The sequence below is a fragment of the Planotetraspora phitsanulokensis genome, from assembly GCF_016863295.1.
GTDB lineage: Bacteria > Actinomycetota > Actinomycetes > Streptosporangiales > Streptosporangiaceae > Planotetraspora > Planotetraspora phitsanulokensis.
In genome coordinates this window covers 156,964-175,457 of the sequence record NZ_BOOP01000029.1, presented here as the reverse complement: position 1 = coordinate 175,457, position 18,494 = coordinate 156,964, and the positions used below count along the sequence as shown (strand labels likewise).

The 18,494-nt window shown below is 68.9% G+C and carries 19 protein-coding genes; 11 read left to right on the top strand and 8 right to left on the bottom strand.

The annotated features are described in order from the left end of the window. Positions 1-18: 18 nt before the first annotated feature. From msrA to Pph01_RS29770, 5 genes are all read right to left on the bottom strand, one after another. Complete coding sequence (msrA, locus tag Pph01_RS29790; RefSeq protein ID WP_239117110.1) at positions 19-423, bottom strand: peptide-methionine (S)-S-oxide reductase MsrA; 405 nt, start codon at positions 421-423, stop codon at positions 19-21. 130 nt (positions 424-553) lie between these two features. After that, positions 554-1,276, bottom strand: coding sequence for a RibD family protein (locus Pph01_RS29785; protein WP_204076471.1), 723 nt, complete (start codon positions 1,274-1,276; stop codon positions 554-556). Between the two features lie 13 nt (positions 1,277-1,289). Then, positions 1,290-2,087: a GTP cyclohydrolase II RibA gene (locus Pph01_RS29780; RefSeq protein WP_239117109.1), complete on the bottom strand. Its 798-nt coding sequence runs from the start codon at positions 2,085-2,087 to the stop codon at positions 1,290-1,292. Between the two features lie 103 nt (positions 2,088-2,190). Continuing rightward, entirely contained in the window at positions 2,191-2,958 is a 768-nt protein-coding gene (locus Pph01_RS29775; RefSeq protein ID WP_204076470.1) for an SDR family NAD(P)-dependent oxidoreductase, read from the bottom strand. A 206-nt stretch (positions 2,959-3,164) separates the two neighbouring features. Beyond that, positions 3,165-3,317 (bottom strand): hypothetical protein, encoded by a 153-nt coding sequence (locus tag Pph01_RS29770; protein ID WP_204076469.1) that lies wholly within the window; start codon positions 3,315-3,317, stop codon positions 3,165-3,167. 675 nt (positions 3,318-3,992) lie between these two features. Between Pph01_RS29770 and Pph01_RS29765 the strand changes: the two genes are divergently transcribed. From Pph01_RS29765 to Pph01_RS29740, 6 genes are all read left to right on the top strand, one after another. After that, positions 3,993-4,292, top strand: a complete 300-nt coding sequence (locus tag Pph01_RS29765) for an ATP-binding cassette domain-containing protein (protein ID WP_204076468.1) — start codon at positions 3,993-3,995, stop codon at positions 4,290-4,292. 75 nt (positions 4,293-4,367) lie between these two features. Further along, complete coding sequence (wrbA, locus tag Pph01_RS29760) at positions 4,368-4,976, top strand: NAD(P)H:quinone oxidoreductase (protein ID WP_204076467.1); 609 nt, start codon at positions 4,368-4,370, stop codon at positions 4,974-4,976. 447 nt (positions 4,977-5,423) lie between these two features. After that, positions 5,424-6,326 (top strand): sigma-70 family RNA polymerase sigma factor, encoded by a 903-nt coding sequence (locus Pph01_RS29755; RefSeq protein ID WP_204076466.1) that lies wholly within the window; start codon positions 5,424-5,426, stop codon positions 6,324-6,326. A 36-nt stretch (positions 6,327-6,362) separates the two neighbouring features. Next, positions 6,363-6,818, top strand: coding sequence for a carboxymuconolactone decarboxylase family protein (locus Pph01_RS29750; RefSeq protein WP_239117108.1), 456 nt, complete (start codon positions 6,363-6,365; stop codon positions 6,816-6,818). Between the two features lie 75 nt (positions 6,819-6,893). Beyond that, positions 6,894-7,292 carry a PIN domain-containing protein gene (locus Pph01_RS43745; RefSeq protein WP_373315691.1) on the top strand — a complete coding sequence of 133 codons (399 nt, stop codon included), beginning with the start codon at positions 6,894-6,896 and terminating at the stop codon, positions 7,290-7,292. Between the two features lie 79 nt (positions 7,293-7,371). After that, positions 7,372-8,346, top strand: a complete 975-nt coding sequence (locus Pph01_RS29740; protein ID WP_204076463.1) for a metallophosphoesterase — start codon at positions 7,372-7,374, stop codon at positions 8,344-8,346. Positions 8,347-8,985: 639 nt separating this feature from the next. Here Pph01_RS29740 and Pph01_RS29735 read toward each other — a convergent pair. Beyond that, on the bottom strand, positions 8,986-10,683 hold the full coding sequence (locus tag Pph01_RS29735) for an ArnT family glycosyltransferase (RefSeq protein ID WP_204076462.1): 1,698 nt from the start codon (positions 10,681-10,683) through the stop codon (positions 8,986-8,988). A gap of 163 nt (positions 10,684-10,846) precedes the next feature. Between Pph01_RS29735 and Pph01_RS29730 the strand changes: the two genes are divergently transcribed. The 5 genes from Pph01_RS29730 to Pph01_RS29710 all read left to right on the top strand — a co-directional run bounded on the left by Pph01_RS29730 (position 10,847) and on the right by Pph01_RS29710 (position 15,156). Beyond that, complete coding sequence (locus Pph01_RS29730) at positions 10,847-12,064, top strand: sensor histidine kinase (RefSeq protein ID WP_204076461.1); 1,218 nt, start codon at positions 10,847-10,849, stop codon at positions 12,062-12,064. Positions 12,065-12,128: 64 nt separating this feature from the next. Beyond that, the gene (locus Pph01_RS29725) at positions 12,129-12,782 is read left to right on the top strand and encodes a response regulator (RefSeq protein WP_239117114.1); all 654 of its coding nucleotides are present in this window, start codon (positions 12,129-12,131) and stop codon (positions 12,780-12,782) included. Between the two features lie 67 nt (positions 12,783-12,849). Then, a complete protein-coding gene (locus tag Pph01_RS29720; protein WP_204076459.1) occupies positions 12,850-13,035 on the top strand; it encodes a hypothetical protein in 186 nt (61 codons plus the stop codon). 98 nt (positions 13,036-13,133) lie between these two features. Further along, positions 13,134-13,814: a response regulator transcription factor gene (locus Pph01_RS29715; protein WP_204076458.1), complete on the top strand. Its 681-nt coding sequence runs from the start codon at positions 13,134-13,136 to the stop codon at positions 13,812-13,814. A 25-nt stretch (positions 13,815-13,839) separates the two neighbouring features. Beyond that, a complete protein-coding gene (locus Pph01_RS29710; RefSeq protein ID WP_204076457.1) occupies positions 13,840-15,156 on the top strand; it encodes a HAMP domain-containing sensor histidine kinase in 1,317 nt (438 codons plus the stop codon). A gap of 34 nt (positions 15,157-15,190) precedes the next feature. On the opposite strand, the gene Pph01_RS29705 is transcribed toward Pph01_RS29710, so the two are convergent. Further along, positions 15,191-17,833, bottom strand: coding sequence for an ABC transporter permease (locus Pph01_RS29705; protein ID WP_204076456.1), 2,643 nt, complete (start codon positions 17,831-17,833; stop codon positions 15,191-15,193). Next, the gene (locus Pph01_RS29700) at positions 17,830-18,492 is read right to left on the bottom strand and encodes an ABC transporter ATP-binding protein (protein WP_204076455.1); all 663 of its coding nucleotides are present in this window, start codon (positions 18,490-18,492) and stop codon (positions 17,830-17,832) included. Before Pph01_RS29700 ends, Pph01_RS29705 begins: the two co-directional genes overlap by 4 nt. Between the last annotated feature and the right edge of the window lie 2 nt (positions 18,493-18,494).

Sequence of the window (18,494 nt, the reverse complement as noted above, 5' to 3'; positions counted from 1 at the left end):
AGAACCTCCCGGTAGGGGTCACCTCCGTAACGACCGTGCCGGGCCACAGACCGCTGGTCTCGACGTCTTTGATCGTGGCGTTGGCGATATCGCGCGTTGCTCGTTCTGGTAGAAGATCGCCGAGCGGTAGCTCGTCCCGACGTCATTGCCCTGCCTGTTCAGGGTCGTCGGGTCGTGGACCTGGAAGAAGAACTCCAGCAGTTCGCGGTAGGTGATCTGCAGCGGGTCGTAGACGATCTCGACTGCTTCGGCATGGCCGGGATGGTTCCGATAAGTGGGGTACTCGTTCTCGCCGCCGGTGTAGCCCACCCGAGTCGACGACACCCCGTCCTTCTTGCGCAACAGGTGGTCCTGCATACCCCAGAAGCAACCGCCGGCGAGGACCGCGGTCTCGGGCTGGTAGTTCACCCCGCACGTGGTCATGCGACACCTCCCCCGGATGCCGCCGGGCCGGGAGCCGCGTCGAACAGGTGCGCGTACTGGCCATAGCCTTCGGTCTCGTGGTCTTGGCGGCGATGAATCGCACCGAGGACCGCGCGGGAGGCGCGCGGGTTCATCCCGCGGCATTCCTGGCGTGACCACGTGTGACGCCGGCCGAACGCTCCTTGGGGAAGTAGCGCAGCAGCACGACGTCGCCGACCAGGCGGGCCTCCACCAGCCTCATCCGGGCGAGCGAGCCGCCCGGATACGCGGCGGGTCCCAGAAAGCGCGGCGCGTCCGCCTGGCCGACCAGGAGGGGCGCCACCGCCACGTGCATCTCGTCGGCGAGGTTCCCCGACATCAGCTGAGTGTGCACTGAGCCGCCGCCCTCGACCATGAGGCGGCGAACTCCGCGCCTGCCCAGCTCGTCGAGGACCTGCGTCCAGTCGACGGCGGGGCCCGTGCTCACCACGTCGGCGAGCGGGCCGAGCGTGGCGCGCACCCGCGCCAGCGCGGCGTCGACGGTGACGACCAGCTTCGCACCGCCGCAGTGCCACAGGGCCAGTGACGGGTCCAGGTCGCCGGAGCCGGTGACCACCACCTTCATGGGGTGCTCGGGCAGGCCTCGCGCCAGGCGGGCGGCCCGCCGCTCCGCCGAGCCGACCAGCAGTCGCGGGTTGTCGCGGCGCACGGCCGTGGCCCCGAGGAGGATGGCGTCGACGTCGGCGCGCACCGCGTCGACCCGGTCGAAGTCCTCGCCGCTGGACAACAGGAGCCGCTCGCGGTCGGCGTCGTCGAGGTAGCCGTCGACGCTCACCGCGGCGGACAGCAGCACGTACGGCCGTGTGGTGGCCATTGGGGCTCCCCGGCTAGCTCGCGAGTTCGGTCAGGGCGATGGTGTGGCCCGTACGGTCGACCTTGGCGCGCAGATAGCGCATGTTGTGGTCGGTGGCGAAGACGCCCGTGGGCACCCGGCGGCGCACCGTCACGCCGAGGGCGGACAGCTGACGCTCCTTGTCGGGATTGTTGGACAGCAGGTCGACGCCGCCGATCCCGAGCGCGCCGAGCATCTGCGCGGCGACGGTGTAGTCCCGCCCGTCCTCCGGCAGCCCGAGCGCGACGTTCGCGGCGTAGGTGTCCAGGCCGTCGTCCTGCAGGGCGTAGGCGTCCAGCTTGTTGTACAGACCGATCCCCCGGCCCTCCTGACGCAGGTAGAGCAGCACCCCTTCCGCCGCGGAGAGCCGCTCGACGGCCTCGCGCAACTGTGGTCCGCAGTCGCAGCGGGCCGAGCCGAAGACGTCGCCGGTGAGGCATTCGGAGTGCAGGCGCACCAGCGGTGACGTGCCCGCGTCCGGCTCACCGAAGACGAGCGCCACGTGCTCGCCGTCGTCGGCCAGACCGCGGAAGGTCACGGCCTCGGCCACCGCGCTGAACCCGTCGGCGAACCGCAGGGGCACACGCACCCGGGTTCGTACGACGGCGTCCGCGTTGTGGACCGACGCGAAGAGCGGTTCGCCTGAGACCACATCGGCGTAGATGCCCGGCTCCTTCGAGTTCCCGAACTCGTTTTCGAAGGGCGGCTCGGTGACGTCGTCCTGGGTGACCGCCCGCTGTCGTGGCGTCAGCCGCTCGACTGCCGCGGGCGTGCGCTCATTTGTTTGTGCCATGGTTCCAGCTCCTCGCTGTGAGGTTTGCCTTCTCGTGTTGTTTGCCAAGGAGTCCGGGCTGCTCTGTGCCCGGACCTCGCGTGGCCGGGGATCTCTTTGAGGCCTAATTCCGGCCCGCCATGACGCCGCCGTCGACGTTGAGGATCGCGCCGGTGACCCAGCCGGCATCGTCGGAGAGCAGGTACGTCACCGCAGAGGCAATGTCCTTGGGCGTTCCCACACGGCCGAGCGGGTGGAAGCCGTTGAAGCTGTTGAGCGTGGCCTCGAACTGGTCCTTGGGTACGAACGCCTCGTACAAGGGGGTCGCGACAACGGCAGGCGCCACGGCGTTGACGCGGATCTTGTGCTCCGCGAGCTCCATGGCCAGGTTGTGGGTGAGCGCATGGAGGGCCGCCTTGCCCATCGAGTAACCGGTCGCGGGGGTTGCGGCGATGGCTTGGTGGGCCCACATCGAGCCGATGTTGACGATGGCGCCTCCGCCGGCACTGATCATGCCTCGGGTGACGGTCTGGGTGAGGAAGAAGGCTGACCTGGCGAGCTCGAGGTAGGCGTCGTAGTCGGCGCCCTCGTAGTCGAGGAAAGCCTTGGGGATGAAGAAGCCGGCTGAGTTCACCAGGAGGGTGGCGTCAGCGTGCTCGGCCGCCAGCGTGTCCTGGACCCGCCTGACGTCGTCGCGGTTGGCAAGATCGGCAGTGATGCCCCATGCGTCCCCGGTCTGGGACAAGGTGTTGACGGTGTCGTCCACGCGGGCCTGGTCGCGGCCGATGATGACGGCCGAGCCGCCGGCTGCGATGACGTCTTCAGCACTCTGCCGTCCCATGCCGCTGCTGCCGCCGACGGCGATCAGTTTGCGGCCTTCGAAAGCACCCATGCTTCTTCACTCCTTAGCGATGCGGCCCGCGCCGCAGTTGACGTCTGAACTAGAGATCCTGCTGGGTATGTCTTGGTGAGTGACAGGCTCGCGGCAGGTCTTACATGCCAGGTCGTCAGAGGTCTAGAGGCCAGCCGGCATCTCGCTACGCGACGACGCGGATGACCGGAGACGACCCGGGGCAGAAGCCGGATAGGCCCCTACGATCAGGCGGGCCCCTGCCCGACGGGACTGCGGAAGGCCGACCACACGGCCGTCGAGAACGACAACGTCCAGACGATCGCGCCGGTGACTGGGACGACGCGAAGGAGCCACTCCGGCCTCGTGAGGCCGCCGCAGTCCGCGACCAGAACAGGCACGGCGCGGCGCCATGCAGCGCCGACGTCGTCAGCCGCGCCCCGGCAGCCCTGCATGGGCCAGCCCCTCACTTAAGCCGGACGCGCGTCGTGGTCGATCAGGTGCCAAGGCGCCATCGGGTAAGGATCCCGGCGCGGGCGATACGAACCACCTGTCAGGCCCGCTGGGTCAGGTTCAGCCTTTACGCATGTGCTGAATCGGGTCCAGCTTGATGCCGGGGCGGCCGGGAGGAGGTTGAAGGGTTCGTTGGGTCAGAACCTGCTGCACCCTGTTCAGGTTGAGGCGTCTCCGTTCGGTTGGAGGGAGTGACACGTTGGCCAGTTGCGCTCCGGAAAACGTGCCTTCTTCGGCCGCCCCGATGCATGCGGACACGACCAGGAGAGGGACGGCGGCCACCCGAAGAGGAACTCCCAGATGGCTGTTCCTGAACCACTCGGCATCCGTGTGGATCGGCGGTAAGGCGGGAGACTCCGGCATGCCCATTGCGTGGGCGTACGGTCGGCAATCCACGGGAAATCACGGCTGCTCGGCCGGCATATGCTCCGGTCAGCGTCACCGTGATCTGCGGGGACGTTGGTGACAGGCCGGCTGACACTGCCCGTGCCGGGGTAATCACGGGGACTCACGGTCGCTCGAAACACATATAGCCAGGTCGGCGTTTTCCCAGCTCAGACGGCATGGTGTTGAAAAGACTTCCCAAGCTGACAGTGAAGAACATCGCAGCCCACGGAATGACGATGGTGATCGTCGCTCACGAGATCGCCTTCGCACGCGAAGTCGCCAACAGGGTCGTGTTCATGGCCAAGGGCTACATCCTCGAAGAACAGAGCCCGAACGTGTTCTTCAGCAACCCCGGCCAACACCCGCATCCGATCATTCCTGCGCCTGATGTCCGACAGCGGACCCCACCCCGAACTGGAGCAGGCCAGCTAAGGCGCCGACTGAGCCGTGACGTGTCGCGGCCATGGTCGGGATGAGGACGTCGCGAACACTTCACATTCCGAGGGGCTGTGTCGTCCTACTGCTGAACCACCACTAGGGAAGGACCGATCATGGCACCTGTTCACGTCGCGATCATTTACTACAGCGCCACAGGCACCGTGCATGCCTTGGCGCAAGCCGCCGCCGAAGGCGCGGAAAAGGCAGGCGCACGCGTGCGCCTGCGCAAGGTCGCCGAACTGGCCCCACCGGAGGCGATCAGCGCCAAGCCCGCCTGGGCCCAACACCTCCAGGACACCGCCGACGTCGCCGAGGCCGGCCTCGACGACCTGGACTGGGCCGACGCCGTGCTGTTCGGTACCCCCGCCCGCTTCGGCAACCCAGCCAGCCCACTCAGGGCGTTCATCGAAACCACCAGTGGTCTGTGGGGTCACGGCAAGCTCGCGGACAAGGTGTATTCGGCTTTCACCGCTTCCAACACTGTCCACGGTGGACAGGAATCCACCCTCCTGGCGCTGGGGAACACGTTCTACCACTGGGGCGGCATCATCGTGCCTCCTGGCTACACCGACCCCATCCAATTCCAGTCAGGCAATCCCTACGGCGCCTCCCACGTGGACGGTGACGGCCCGCCCAACGACGTGTCCCTGGAAGCGGCCCGCTACCAGGCCCGCCGCGTCGTCGACACCGCGGCCTCGCTCAAGGCCGGCCGCGCCGCCTGATCCGGCACGGAACACCGAAGCAGACGGGGGCCAGGGGCGCCCTGCCGGCGGAACGCCGTACAGCAGAACGGCAACAGGACCGCACGCCCCTCACGCCGACATCCACCACCACACGCCCGAGCACGCCGCGGTGTGTCCCCCAGATGATGACTGGCTCCCGTTTGCAAGCAAGAAGTCAGGGTTCGAATCCTCCAGACTCCACCTCCGGGCCGTTCTTGAGATGGCCTGAATAAGTGTCACGAGCGCCTGTCTGATCTTGTGGATCGGACGGGCTCTCGTTGTTTTCGAGGCCGTGCCCGGTGGTTTTCGGTCCTCGCGGGTGGGATACGTGCACCAGCTCAGGCGACCTCAGTGGCTTGTTCGATGTTCCTGAGCCGGCCTCCTGTCACATTCGGCGCCTTCGCGGGTTCATGTCCTTGAGCCTTGACGAGGGGGATGATGTGACCGATGGAGGAGACCGAGTGGCTGGCCGAGCGTTTCGAGCAGCACCGGCCCCGGTTGCGGGCGGCGGCCTACCGGATGCTGGGTTCGATGGCCGAGGCCGATGACGCCGTCCAGGACGCCTGGCTGCGGCTCTGCCGGTCCGACGCGGACCAGATCGACAACCTCGGCGGCTGGCTGACCACCGTTGTGGCCCGGGAATGCCTGCACACGCTGCGTTCCCGGCGGCAGCGGCGGGAGGAGTCGCGCCTGCCCGAGCCGGTCGTGATCCTGGACAGCGATCTTGACCCCGAGCAGGAGGCGTTGCTGGCCGACTCGGTGGGGCTGGCCCTGCTCGTGGTGCTCGACCGGCTCAGTCCGGCCGAGCGGTTGGCGTTCGTGCTGCACGACATGTTCGAGCTGCCGTTCGACGAGATCGCCGGGATCGTGGGCCGCACGCCGGCCGCCGCGCGGCAGCTGGCCAGCCGGGCACGGCGCCGGGTTAACGGGGCCGAGATCCCATCGCCCGACCCAGATCTGGTGCGGCAGCGGCAGGTGGTCGACGCCTTCTACGCGGCCTCACGGGCCGGTGACTTCGACGCCTTGGTCCAGATCCTCGATCCCGATGTCGTCCTGACCTCCGACTTCGGGGCCGACGGGCAGCGTGTCGTCGTCCGCGGCGTGGTGGCCGTGGCCAAGCAAGCCCGCGGCCCGCACAGCGGGCGGCTGCAACCTGTGCTGGTCAACGACGCGGTCGGCGCGTTGATCAGCGTCGACGACCAGCCGTTCGGTGTGCTGGTATTCACCGTCGCGGGCGACCGGATCGTCGCCATCGACGGGCTCCGCGACCCCGAGCGGGTCCGCCAGTTCGCCGACGCCGCCGGGATTCCTCCGCCGTCGGTCACATTGCCGGCACGCGAGGGCTCATAGGGGCGACAACATTTCCCAAGCACCATGGAGGACACCGTGGGATCACGGATTCCCGACGCCAGCACACACCTGCCCGAGATCCAGGAGTTGGCTGCCGCGATGGTCAAGGCCACCGGCAACGGCTCGGTGCCGGCGACCACGACCAGCCTGGTCTACCTGCGTGCCAGCCAGATCGTCGGCAGCACCTACCAGGTGATGCGGCACTCGGTCGACCTGCGTAAGGCGGGCGAGTCCGAGGCTAGGATCGCCGCCGTGGCGACCTGGCGGGACGCGCCGTACTTCACCGACGCCGAGCAGGCCGCGCTGGCGCTGACCGATGCCATTTTCCAGCCCGGCGCGCGTGGCGAGGAACGGGTACCGGACGACCTGTACATCGAGGTCGCGAAGCACTACGACGACAAGGCGATGGCCACCCTGATGATGGTGCTCGCCTCGGCCGGCTTCTGGATGAACATCGCGCTCATCAACAAGCCGACACCCGTGCCGGCCTGACCGAGGCGTCAGTCCGCGCGTTCCGCGTGCGGGTGCCGCATCCTGGCGAGTACGAGGTTCTGGTCGTGGGCGGGGATGTGGGTGTTCGTCCACGGGCCGAAGGTAGAAGATCTCGACCTGTCCCAGCACCTAAGCGAGTGGGAGGAATATCCCGTCCGCATCATCGTGCCCATGGTCGTCGTCGACGAATTGGACGCCCTGAAGGAGTCCAAGGACAGGCACGCTCGCTGGCGCGCCCGATACACGCTGGCATTCCTGGACGCTCGGATCACGGACCCTCCGCGCGCGGGAATCCTCCACAAGCATGAAGAGTGGATGCGCGTAGGGGCCGCGGGTGGTCTCCACGGCGTCGGCGGGTCCGTCTACATCGAGTTCCTCTCAGCCGCCGGGAACTCACCTGCAACGAGTGCATCCGCCTCACCAAATGAACTCCCCGGCCGGGCCGTCCCACACCGGCCGGGGAGACGTGGATGATCAAAGTTGTCAGCCGGGGTTACACGTGGTGTCGGCTGGGCGTCATCGAACGGTGGCCCGGAGCGGCGATGAATTCCTTATGCGTAAGTACCTTCTCGCCGCCACCATGATCGCCACATCACTGGCCGCCGGTATCGCCTCACCCGGCATCGCCGGCGCCGACTCCGGTCACTCCGGCCGCGGACCTTCCTTCACCTTCGCCCTGCTGGGCGACACGCCCTACGGAGAAGCACAGGAAGCCGCGTTCCCCACCCTGGTCGAGGACATCAACTCCGACAGGGACGTCAAGCTCGTCCTGCACGCGGGCGACGTCAAGAGCGGCTCTACCTCCTGTGACGACGCGCACCTGACCGCGACGGCGAAGCAGTACCAGACCTTCGACGACCCGTTCGTGCTGACTCCCGGCGACAACGACTGGACCGACTGCCATCGCACCGCTGCGGGCGGCTTCCTCCCCACGGAACGGCTCGACGCCTTCCGCCGGATCTTCTACCCGGTCGCCGGCCGTACCCTCGGCCGCCACCCCATGAAGGTCGAGACCCAGGCCCGCAACCCGCAGCACCGCGACTACGTCGAGAACGTGCTCTTCACTGAGAAGCGCGTCGTCTTCGCCACGGTGCATGTGGTCGGCAGCGCGAACGACCTGGCCCCGTGGGCTCAGCTGCCCGGCGGGGACCAGCCCGAGCTGCGAACGGCCGAGTACGAGGCTCGGAAGGCCGCCGCGCTCGACTGGATCGACAACGCCTTCGACACCGCCCGGCGCACCCACGCCCCTGGTGTCCTGCTCCTGCTCCAGGCCGAGCCCACGCAGTCCGCGGGGTTCACCGAAATCCGCGAGCGCATCGTCGAACGTTCTCGCGCGTACGGCAAGCCGGTGCTGCTTGTACACGGTGACGAGCATGTCCAGGAGGTGGAGCCGAACTACGCCGGTGTTCCCAACCTGACCCGGCTGGAGACGTTCGGCGACACCGCCAGCCAGTGGCTGCGAGTCACGGTCAAGCCGAAGTCGCCCGAGGTCTTCTCCTGGGAGCAGGAGACCGTCCCGGCGGCATGACACCCCGGCCGTAGCCGCTGCGCGCTCGGCGGCGGCTACGGCGGGGAACCCGTAAGCGGACCGGCGCGTCCGGTCCCAGGGGGATGGCATGCGGGGCCAACTGTCGGCTGGCGTCCCTGAGCTGGCGGCCGCGCATCACATCGCCAGTCGAGAACGGCCTGGGCGCCTACAGGGCTTTGCTGTAGATCCGCACCTGCCAAGCGATCGAGGGCAGTCCAAAGAATTGCATCCGACGAGTCTCTCGCCCCTCCTGATCGCCGGCGTCAGACACGGCACCGACCATGAGCAGCCCGGACGGGGCTGTATCCCGTACGGCCACCCCTTGCTCCGGCTGGTACTACAGCCGGCCGATTTTGTCCGCGCTGGCTGTCGCATTCCTGCTCTCTGCATTGGTCGTGCATCGCGTGGTCGGGCCAGGTCTGGATGAGATGGCGAGAGCCGTGGACGACGCGCAGCGTGCCCAATCCGCACGTTGTCACCGTGGCTTGCCTCGGCGGCTCGCCCGAGGAGGCGCGCGTACTCAGCGCGACCTGGAAGACCCGAGGACGTCACCGCGCTCTTCCTCAATCCAGCCGAAGCCGGCCTCCGGCGGCGAGACTTGAACCGTTTCCGCGCCCAGCGGCCTCCGGCGGGAAACACTCAATAGTGCCGCAATCTAGGCCACAGCGCCGACCAGGGCTGGGCGGTGCCGGAGCACAGTGCGATCGGAGCATTCTGCTCCTCGTTGTCCACGCCCTCTCCATTGTCCACGCGGCCCACCTGCCGGCAGCCGGTGAAAAACTGTCCGCTGGACTGGTCGCCCTGCCGGCCCACCAGCAGCACCGGCCCGTCGGCGGAGTCAGGAGGTGGCCCCCAGCCGGCGTAGTTCATATGGCCGGAGTAGGGCATCGGCAGTTCGTACTGGGAGCCGTACCGGACCAGCGCACTCGCCTCGCCGTAGTTGGCGGTGAAAATCACGGCTCGTGGGCGCTCCTGGACGGGGATGGCGGCCCATTGGGCCGCTACCGCGGAGGTGAGCTCGGGCCACCCGACCTGTTCGCCCTGCTCCTTGTTGATCGCGTTCACCGCCGACAGCGCGTTCGGCGGCAGTACCGGAAGCGAGATCAGACCGCTCATCACGACTGTGACGGCGCCGGCGGCGACGGCCGTCCCCACTCGCCGCCGGTCTCGCATCCATCTGGCCACCGGTTCACAGCCGGCCGCCGTCAGCACCAGGAGCAGCGGAAGCGCATAGTACGACTTGCCGCCGGCCAGCAGCACCAGGACGCACAGCACCGGATAGGCCAGCGCCATCGCACGCGCCCACCGCAGTGCGGGGTCGCGCCACAAACGCACGAACCCCGCGATCCAGATCGGCACGAACAACGGCGACAGGTACACGATCTGCATGGGGACGAACAACAGCCGGTTCTCCAGCCCGTCATCGGCGCTGATTCCATCTGCGACGGTCAACTGCGGCCACCCGTGCGCGGCCTGCCACAACAGGTTGGGCCCGGCCACCACGACCGCGACGGCCACTCCGGCGACCAGCCACCGGCTCCGCAGCACCCGGCGTGGTCCCAGCGCCAACTGAGCCACGAACAGCGCCACCACCAGTGCGCCGACCAGGTACTTGTTCTGTACGGCGAGGCCGACGGCGGCGCCCATCGCGACCCAGAGGCGACCGTCCCCGGTGCGCAGCAGCCGCAACGCGAGCCAGGCGATCACCACCCAGGCCAGCAGGTCGAATGTGGACGTGGACACCATGTGGCCGACCGCCAGGACGAACCCCGATGTCGCCGCACAGAACGCGGCGATCACCTGGGCCCGGCGCCGTCCGCCCAACTCCCTGGCCACCAGGGCGACCACCAGGACCGTCACCGCGGAGGCCAGCGTCGAGGCGACCCGCAGCCCGGCCGGGGTGACCCCGAAGACGGCAGTGGCCGCCCTGGCCACGATCGGAGTCAGCGGGGGCTGGTCCACGTATCCCCACGCTGGATGATCCCCGGCGACCAGGAAGTACAGCTCGTCGCGGTGGAAGCCGTACCGCCAGGAGAACGCGGTCAGCAGCCCGGCCAGCGCCGTCACGACCACCACCACCGGGACAAGGGCGAACGCCGCCACCGACTTCGCCGGGCCTGTGGCGGGCGTGGAGACGCCGCCGGGCCGCGGGCTGCTCAGGTCAGAATCGATCAACGTAACGGCCTCCGAGGGGTGCCGGGCCGGCGCGAGGGCGTCGTGGCCCGGGAGTTCACAGGTCATCGGCGGGATGCCGACACGAGGAAAGTAGACGGCGGGCCACGGCTGCCGGATCCCCTGCGCCCGCCAACTCTGGCCTCCCCCGTTGGGGGGAGCCACCGACCGGGCTCCCTCATGAGAGGGAGGGGGTCCAGGCGTCTGCCCCGATCGGCCGGGTGTCTGTTGGGACGTTGGTGGAGCAGCCGGCGCCGAATACCGAACGACCGCCGATCCCTCTCACTGGGGAGGCCTCCTGAGGGGCACGGGCCGGATACTTGAGCCCATGCAGACGAGTCCGCTCCCCCGTCTCGTGGCGTGGATCAGGGGCCGCCCGCTGATCGCCGACGCGCTGCTCGCCGTACTGCTGGCTGTGGTCTCGCTCATCGCGCTGGTCTTCCAGTCGCGCAGCGAGCATCTGCCTGCTCCGGGACCGCTTGCGGCGGCGTTCGTTCTACTGATCAATTTGCCGTTGGCCTGGCGGCGGGCCTACCCCCTCGGCGTCAACCTGGCGATCGGCGTGGCGGCCGCCGCCTACGGGGCCACGGCGTTGCCTGACCTGGTGACGCCCGTGCCACTTAGCGGCGTGGTCGCCTTTTACAGCATCGCCGCGTGGTGCGGGAGACGTACCTCAATGATCGTGGGCGTGTTCACCGCGATCAGTGTCGTGGTCATCACCGTGCTTCCCGCGACCGACAGCGACCTCCTCGACTTCTCTTTCGTCGTGTTGCTGCTCGGCAGCGCGTGGGTGCTCGGCGACAGTGCGCGTGTCCGCCGTCTGCACACCGCCGGCCTGGAGGCGAGAGCGGTCTGGCTGGCGCGGGAACGTGACTTCGAGGCCACTCGCGCGGTGACCGCAGAGCGAGCCCGCATCGCCCGGGAGCTGCACGACGTGGTGGCCCACCACGTCAGCATGATGGTGATCCAGGCTGAGGCGGGGCCGGTGGCGGCGGAGCACGACATGCCGGAGGCGGTGCGGGCTTTCGACACGATCGCCGGCACGGGCAGGCAGGCTTTGGTCGAGATGCGCCGCCTGCTCAGCGTGCTGCGCAAGGAGACGGACGGACCCGAGCCGAGCCTTGTGCCGCAGCCGGGGGTGGCACAGCTGCCCGGTCTCGTCGAACGGGTACGGCAGACCGGTCTGGCGGCGACGCTCCACGTCGAGGGCGAACCCGTCCCGTTGTCCGCCGGAGTCGAGCTGTCGGCCTACCGAATCGTGCAGGAGGCGCTCACCAACGCGGTCAAGCACGCGGGCAAGGTGCCGGTTCGCGTCCATGTCCGCTACGACAGGCAGGACCTGCGCATCGAGGTGCGCGACGACGGGCCCGCCGCAAGGGCGAGGCCCACCGGCGGAGACGACGGCGCACCGCACGGGGGGAACGGCCACGGCCTGATCGGTATGCGGGAGAGGGCGCACCTGTTCGGTGGCGAGCTGACCGCAGGGCCGGATCCCGAGGGGGGCTTCACCGTAAGGGCCCGGCTGCCACTCGGAAGCACGGGATGATGATCGCCATTCTTTACCATGGCGGACGAGCACCGAGAGAAGGCGCACAGTGAGCATCAGGATCATGGTCGCCGACGACCACGGGATCGTCAGGGACGGCTTTCGCATGATCCTTGGGGCCCAGCCGGACATGGAGGTGGTCGGGGAGGCGGCCGACGGGGTGGAGGCGGTCGAGGCCGCCCGCAGACTGCGCCCCGACGTGGTGCTGATGGACATCCGTATGCCTGGGATGGACGGCTTGGAGGCCACCCGTAGGCTCGCCGGCCCCGACGTGGCCGATCCCGTCAAGGTGCTGATGTTGACCACCTTCGACCTCGACGACTACGTGTACGACGCGCTACGAGCGGGCGCCAGCGGCTTCCTGCTCAAGGATGTGCGCCGTGACGATCTGGTCAGCGCCGTACGGGTCGTCGCCTCTGGGGAGGCACTGCTCGCTCCCTCGATCACCAAACGGCTGATCGGGGAGTTCGCCGCCCGCCCACGCCCGCCGGAGAAGGCACCGGCCGCCGTCGAGACCCTCACGGGGAGAGAACGCGAGGTGCTCGAACTGCTGGCGAGAGGCTGTTCCAACGCGGAGATCGCCGCCCGGCTGGTGATCGGAGAGGAGACGGTGAAAACCCACGTGAGCAACGTCCTGTCGAAGCTGTTCCTGCGCGACCGCGTACACGCGGTGATCCTGGCCTACGAGGTCGGCCTGATCACCCCGGGCTCCGGGTGAGACTCCCCAGCCTCGGCATGCTGTCACGCACACACGTACTGCTTCCGAACTGGTGATCATGCACAGCTTGCAGACCATCCGCGACGCCGATCAGGGTCACTTGGACGCGACAAGGCGGATCAGCGGCGTCTCCACCCCTCAGATCTATGAATCTGACGCCTTCGGCTGGCACGGCCACCAGATCGAGCAACTCATAAACGTCAACGGCGAACGCACCTCCATCAGCACAACACTGATCCTGGCGTCCGGGTAGTCCAGACGGCCGCGCGAGCGCCACCAGCGCCGCTGGTTCGCTGACGTGGCCGCCACGGTCTGACAGAAAGCGGACATACGCGGCCGTAACCTGGTGGCATGGCACGCATCGTGATCGTCGAGGACGACGCCGCCATCGGGGACAGACTTGCCGGGATGCTACGCGGGCTGGGTCATGAGGCTGAATGGTGCCCCGACGGCGCCACGGCCGTGGCCAGGGTCACCCGCGAGCCGGCCGAGTTGATTTTGGTCGATCTTGGGCTGCCCGACGTCGACGGCTTCAGGCTGTGCCATCGCCTTCGTGGAAGCGCGCCAACTGCCGTGCTTGTCGTCCTGACCGCGCGTACCGAGGAGATGGACGTTATCCAGGCGTTGGAGTCCGGCGCAGACGATTACCTGACCAAACCGTTCCGGCTCGCCGAGTTGCAGGCCCGGATCGCGGCGCACCTGCGCCGTGCCGCGCCTGCCGGACACGATGATGCCGATCGGGTTCACCTGGGTTCGTTGCTGATCGACCTTGCTGCGAGGCGCTGCTCCACCCCTTCGGGCGATGTGGAGTTACGCCCCCGGGAATTCGACCTGCTGGCCCGGCTGGCCGCCTCATCGGGACAGGCCGTCAGCCGTGAGGATCTGATGAGCGAGGTCTGGGACGAGAACTGGTTCGGTTCCACCAAGACCCTTGACGTGCACGTCGCGGCGTTGCGCCGCAAGCTGGGCGACCGCGTGCGGATCACGACGTTGCGGCATTTCGGGTACCGGCTTGAATCCCCCAGCGGCTGAGACAAAGGCCGAGGCAGGAGGATCGATGCGTCGCCGTATTCTGCGGGCGACCGTCGCCGCCGTGGTGTGCGCGGTGCTGCTGTTCGCCATGCCTCTGGGGTTCGCGGCACTGCGCCTGTACGAACAGGACGAGGTACGTGAGCTGCAGCAGCTCGCCGAGCAGGTGGCGGTGAGCGTCCCCGCGCAGGTGCATTCGCCCGCCGATCCGATGGAGTTGCCCCGCACCGAACCGGGCACCCAGATCGCGGTGTACGACAGTGGTCTACGGCGGATGATCGGGGCCGGTCCGGCCAGTGGAGATGAATCGGTGCGTGCGGCCTCCGCTGGCCGGGCGTCGTCGCAGCAGACTGGCGGCGGGCTGGTGGTCGCGGTTCCCGTTGGTTCGGGAGAGCAGGTCAGGGCGGTGGTCCGGGTCGGTTCCAAGACGGCGGAGCCGCTGCGCCGAGCCGCCCTAACCTGGGCCGGCATGCTGGTGCTCGCGGCCTTCGCCGTCGGCGTCGGCGTGCTGATCGCTCTACGATCGAGCAGGCGCCTGGCCCGCCCGCTTGAGGCGCTGGCGGCGACGGCCGGGCGGCTGGAGACGGGCGATCTGTCCGCGCGTGCCGCTACCTCGGGATTGCCGGAGGCGGACGAGGTCGCGACCACATTGAACCGAGCCGCCGGACGCATTCACCGGCTCCTCCAGCGTGAACGTGCTTTCAGCGCGGACGCCTCGCACCAGTTGCGCACCGCGCTGACCAGGACGCGCCTGGATCTGGAGAGCTCCTTGGCGGATCAGGGGTTGCGGGTGCCCGCGCAAGGTCCGTACGCCGCGATGCGCTCGGCCCTGGAGTCGCTGAACGACATGCAGGCGACGCTCGACGACCTGCTGGCTTTGGCCCGCGACGACCCCGAGCGGGCGCCGCTCGACATCGGGACGCTGCTCGCGGAGGCCGAGCGGCGCTGGCACGGGGAGCTGGCGGCCTCCGGCCGACCCTTGCGGATCGTCGCGGAGGACGACCTGCCGGAGACGGTCGGGTCATCCCGGGCCGCCCGGCAGGTGCTCGACGTCCTGCTCTCGAACGCCGCCGCCCATGGGAAGGGCACCGTCACCGTCCGGGCGAGGGAGACAGCCGGGGTCGTCGCGGTCGACGTCGAGGACGAAGGCTCTGAACTGCCTGACGACGTGGACATCTTCGCCAGGCGGCAGGCGACGGGCGGGGGCCTGGGGATCGGGCTGGCGCTCGCCCGATCCCTGGTGGAGGCGGAGGGGGGAAGACTCTTTTTGTCCCGCCAGTCCCCGCACCCTCGATTCACCTGGCTCGTCGCGACCTCGACCGGGGCCGGCGACTCCGATCCGTGACGCGCCGCGACCGCCGGTCACAGCTCCCGCGACGTCACAGTTCCTGCAGCTCGGTGAGCGGCGGGCGGCGGGCATGCCGGGCCGCGGCCGATGCCGCGGCGGCAAGAGCTGCGATGACGGCGGCGGTCAACGCGGCAAGGTAGCTCCATGGCACGGAGAGCTGGTCGGGGGGCGGATCGAAGACACCGGACAGGACCTTCACCAGCATCTCCGACAGCGCCCAGCCCAGCACCGCACCGCAGACCCCGCCCACCACGGCCACCAGAGCCGCCTCACTCCAGACGAACCCCGACAGTTGCCTTCCTCGAGCACCCAGGACGGATGCCAGCGCCAGCGTCCGGCGCCGCTCCGCCAGGCCGAGCGCGAGCACGAGGCCGCCGGCCGATGCCCCGATGACCAGCGCGAAGCTCAGCTCGACCCGGGTGAGTCCACTGAGATCCACGGCAGTGAGGCTTGAACCGGTGACAGTCCGGGCCGACGGCAGATCGGTGACGTGCGCGACCGGGCCGAGAGCTGTCTGCACGCGCCGGGCCACCTCCTGCTGCCCGGTGCCGCCGGTGTCGACCAGGAGCGTGCCGATCGCGTCGCTGCCGGTCATACGGGCGACGTAGTCGGCGTTGGCGATCATAAAGCTGTCCTTGGGAGCGGTCGGGAACTCCTTGGCCACCCCTGCGAAACGGAACGCCACGGTGTGCAACTGGTGTGTGCGGCCGTCCTGAAGGCGCAGCCGGATCTGATCACCTGGGTGGAGCTGGAAGTCGCTCGCGGTCTCTGCACTGACCAGCAGGTCGTCGGGCTGCCGCGCGAGGCGATCCATCAGTTGCCGCGCTGTACCGCCGGCGAAGTAGGCGTTCTGCAGCCGGCCCGCGGCGACGACGGTCGACGGTCGCACGCCGTACAGGTCCTGCAGGTCCGCACCGACGTACGCGAAGCGGTGCTGTACTGGCTCGACATGCTGAACGCCGGGCAACGCGGCCACTCTCGCCGCGTCCGCCTGTCCTGCTGTGGAGGCCGGCGGCTCGGTGACCGTGACATCCGCGCCGTTCGTCAGGACGGCGTCGACCTCGGCCTGCTGGCGGTAGCTGGAGTTGAAGACGGCGGTCGAGGTCGCGAATGCCCCGGCGAGGGCGAGCAGCACCACCGCCCGGACCACCGTGGTGCCTTGCCGGGACAGACTCGCGGCGACCGTGTCCGCGAGTGACCCTGCTGCGGGGCGCAACAGCCGGGCCAGGAACGGCCGGCCGCGCCGCAAAAGCAGGTCTACCAGCAGCCAGGCAAGCATGGCGCCGCTCGCCCACAGCAGAGCCGGACCGGCGAATGCCCAGTAGTCCACAGACAACGTCGGTGTCCCCTCCGGAGCGAGCACCAGCGCGTAGTTCGTCTGGCTGGTGATGTTGAAGATCACGAGCGAGATCGCCAGGAGTCCGGCGGTCAGCGCCCACCACGTGGCCCGGGGCACCCGGCGGCGCTCCAGCGCGGCGCGACCGGCGACGACCGTGACACTTCGCACATCCCGGCGACCGGGCACCAGCACGGTCGCGAACGCGATGACCGCCCCCATGGCGAGCGCGGCCAGCGCCCAGGTGAATGAGAAGCCTGATGCGCCGAACACGGACCTCCCCACCAGAGCCGCGACCGTGAGACCTGCCACCCCGCCTACGACGGCGACCATCGCCGCCTCCGCGGCGGCCATCGCCAGGAGTTTGCCCGCCGTGGCACCACGCGTGCGCAGGAGTGCCTGCTCCATACGCCGCCGGGACGCGCCCGCCGAGGCGACGGCGGCGGTCAGGGCCCCGGCGAGCAGTGCGCCGGGTAGGCCGAGGAAGAGGAAGAGCAGTTGCGCATACAGGGCGTCCGTACGGGCGGCGTCCAGGACGGAGCCGAGATTGTCGCCGACCATACCTGCACCGGTCAGCCGTGCCTCGGTGTTGTGGGCCTTACCCGTCTCGGCGGCGTAAGCGGCGGCAGGGTCCGGTGGCAGGGTGTGGCTTCGCAATGCGTGGATCTGCGTGCGGACCAGGTCGGGACGGCTTGCGGCCAGCGGGTCGAAAAGGGTGTGCCAGCGATCCTGCGGCAATAGCACGACGTTGTCCGGTGGCGCGGACGGCTGAGACTGCGGAGGTGCTCCGACCTTCTGGAACAGCGAGTCCGCCAGCGGCAGCTCCACCACGCCGTCGACGCGAATCGTGACCGGGGGCAGGCCCGCCCGGCCAATGACCACCGTGTCTCCGGGCGCGGCGTGCAGGTTGGAGGCGGTCTGCTGGGCGAGGAGCACGCCGTCGCCGACCCCGGACAGCACCCGGATCTCTCCGGGGAAGGAGAACCGGTATCCGGGTGGGATTCCGAGCACCGCACCGGGCCCGGTGGTCTGCGTCGTACCACCGGTCGCCGCGGTCAGACCGCTGGTGTCGGCGTATCCGACAGGAAGGGCGGCCCGGGTGCCCTGCGTGTTCTGCACGGTCGTCAGGACCGACTGCGGGTCCGCGCCGGCGGCAACCTGCACCTGCCAATCCACGCTGACCCTGCGAACAGACTGTGCGGTCATCGTCGCCCGGGTGGCGGCGAGGAAGCTGCCTAGTGCGGCCAGCAGCGCCACCGCCGTGGCCACTCCCGCCGCGACGCCGAGCAGCCGGCCGCTGCGCACGCGCACTAGTCCCGCAAGCCAGATGCGGATCATTGGGCGCCGTCTCCTTCCGCATCAGACGGCACAAGGCGCCCATCCGCCATGTGCCAACGGGTATCCAACTCTTGGGCGATCTGGAGGTCATGCGTGGTCACCACGACTCCGGCACCGATCTCGTCCGCGGCGGCGAGCAGCACCGTCATCACCTGACGACCGGTTTCGCTGTCCAGCTGGCCGGTCGGCTCGTCGGCCAGGACAAGCCGGGGCCTGCGCGCCAACACCCGCGCCACCGCCACTCGTTGTGCCTGACCAGCGGACAGCTCGTCCGGCAACCTGTCGGCCAGGCCGTGCAGCGCCAGACTGTCCAGTGCGGCCAGCGCCCGGGCGGCGGCCTCCTCCTCCGATATACCGTCGATCCGCAAGGGCAGCGCGACGTTCTCGGCGGCAGTCAGCGGCGGCAGCAGGCTGGGGCCCTGGAAGACGATGCCGATGAGCTGTGAGAGGGTGCCTCCCGTCAGGCCCGGATGGCTTACCCTGCCTGCCGTAGGCCGATCAAGACCCGCCATCAGGTGCAGCAGCGTCGACTTGCCCGAGCCGGAGGGCCCGACCACGGCGATCCGGTCACCCCGCTTCACCGCACAGTTCGCGCCGTGCACCGCGACGACGGCACCACTTCCCCTGCCGTACGTACGGGCCGCGTCCTCGCAACTCACGA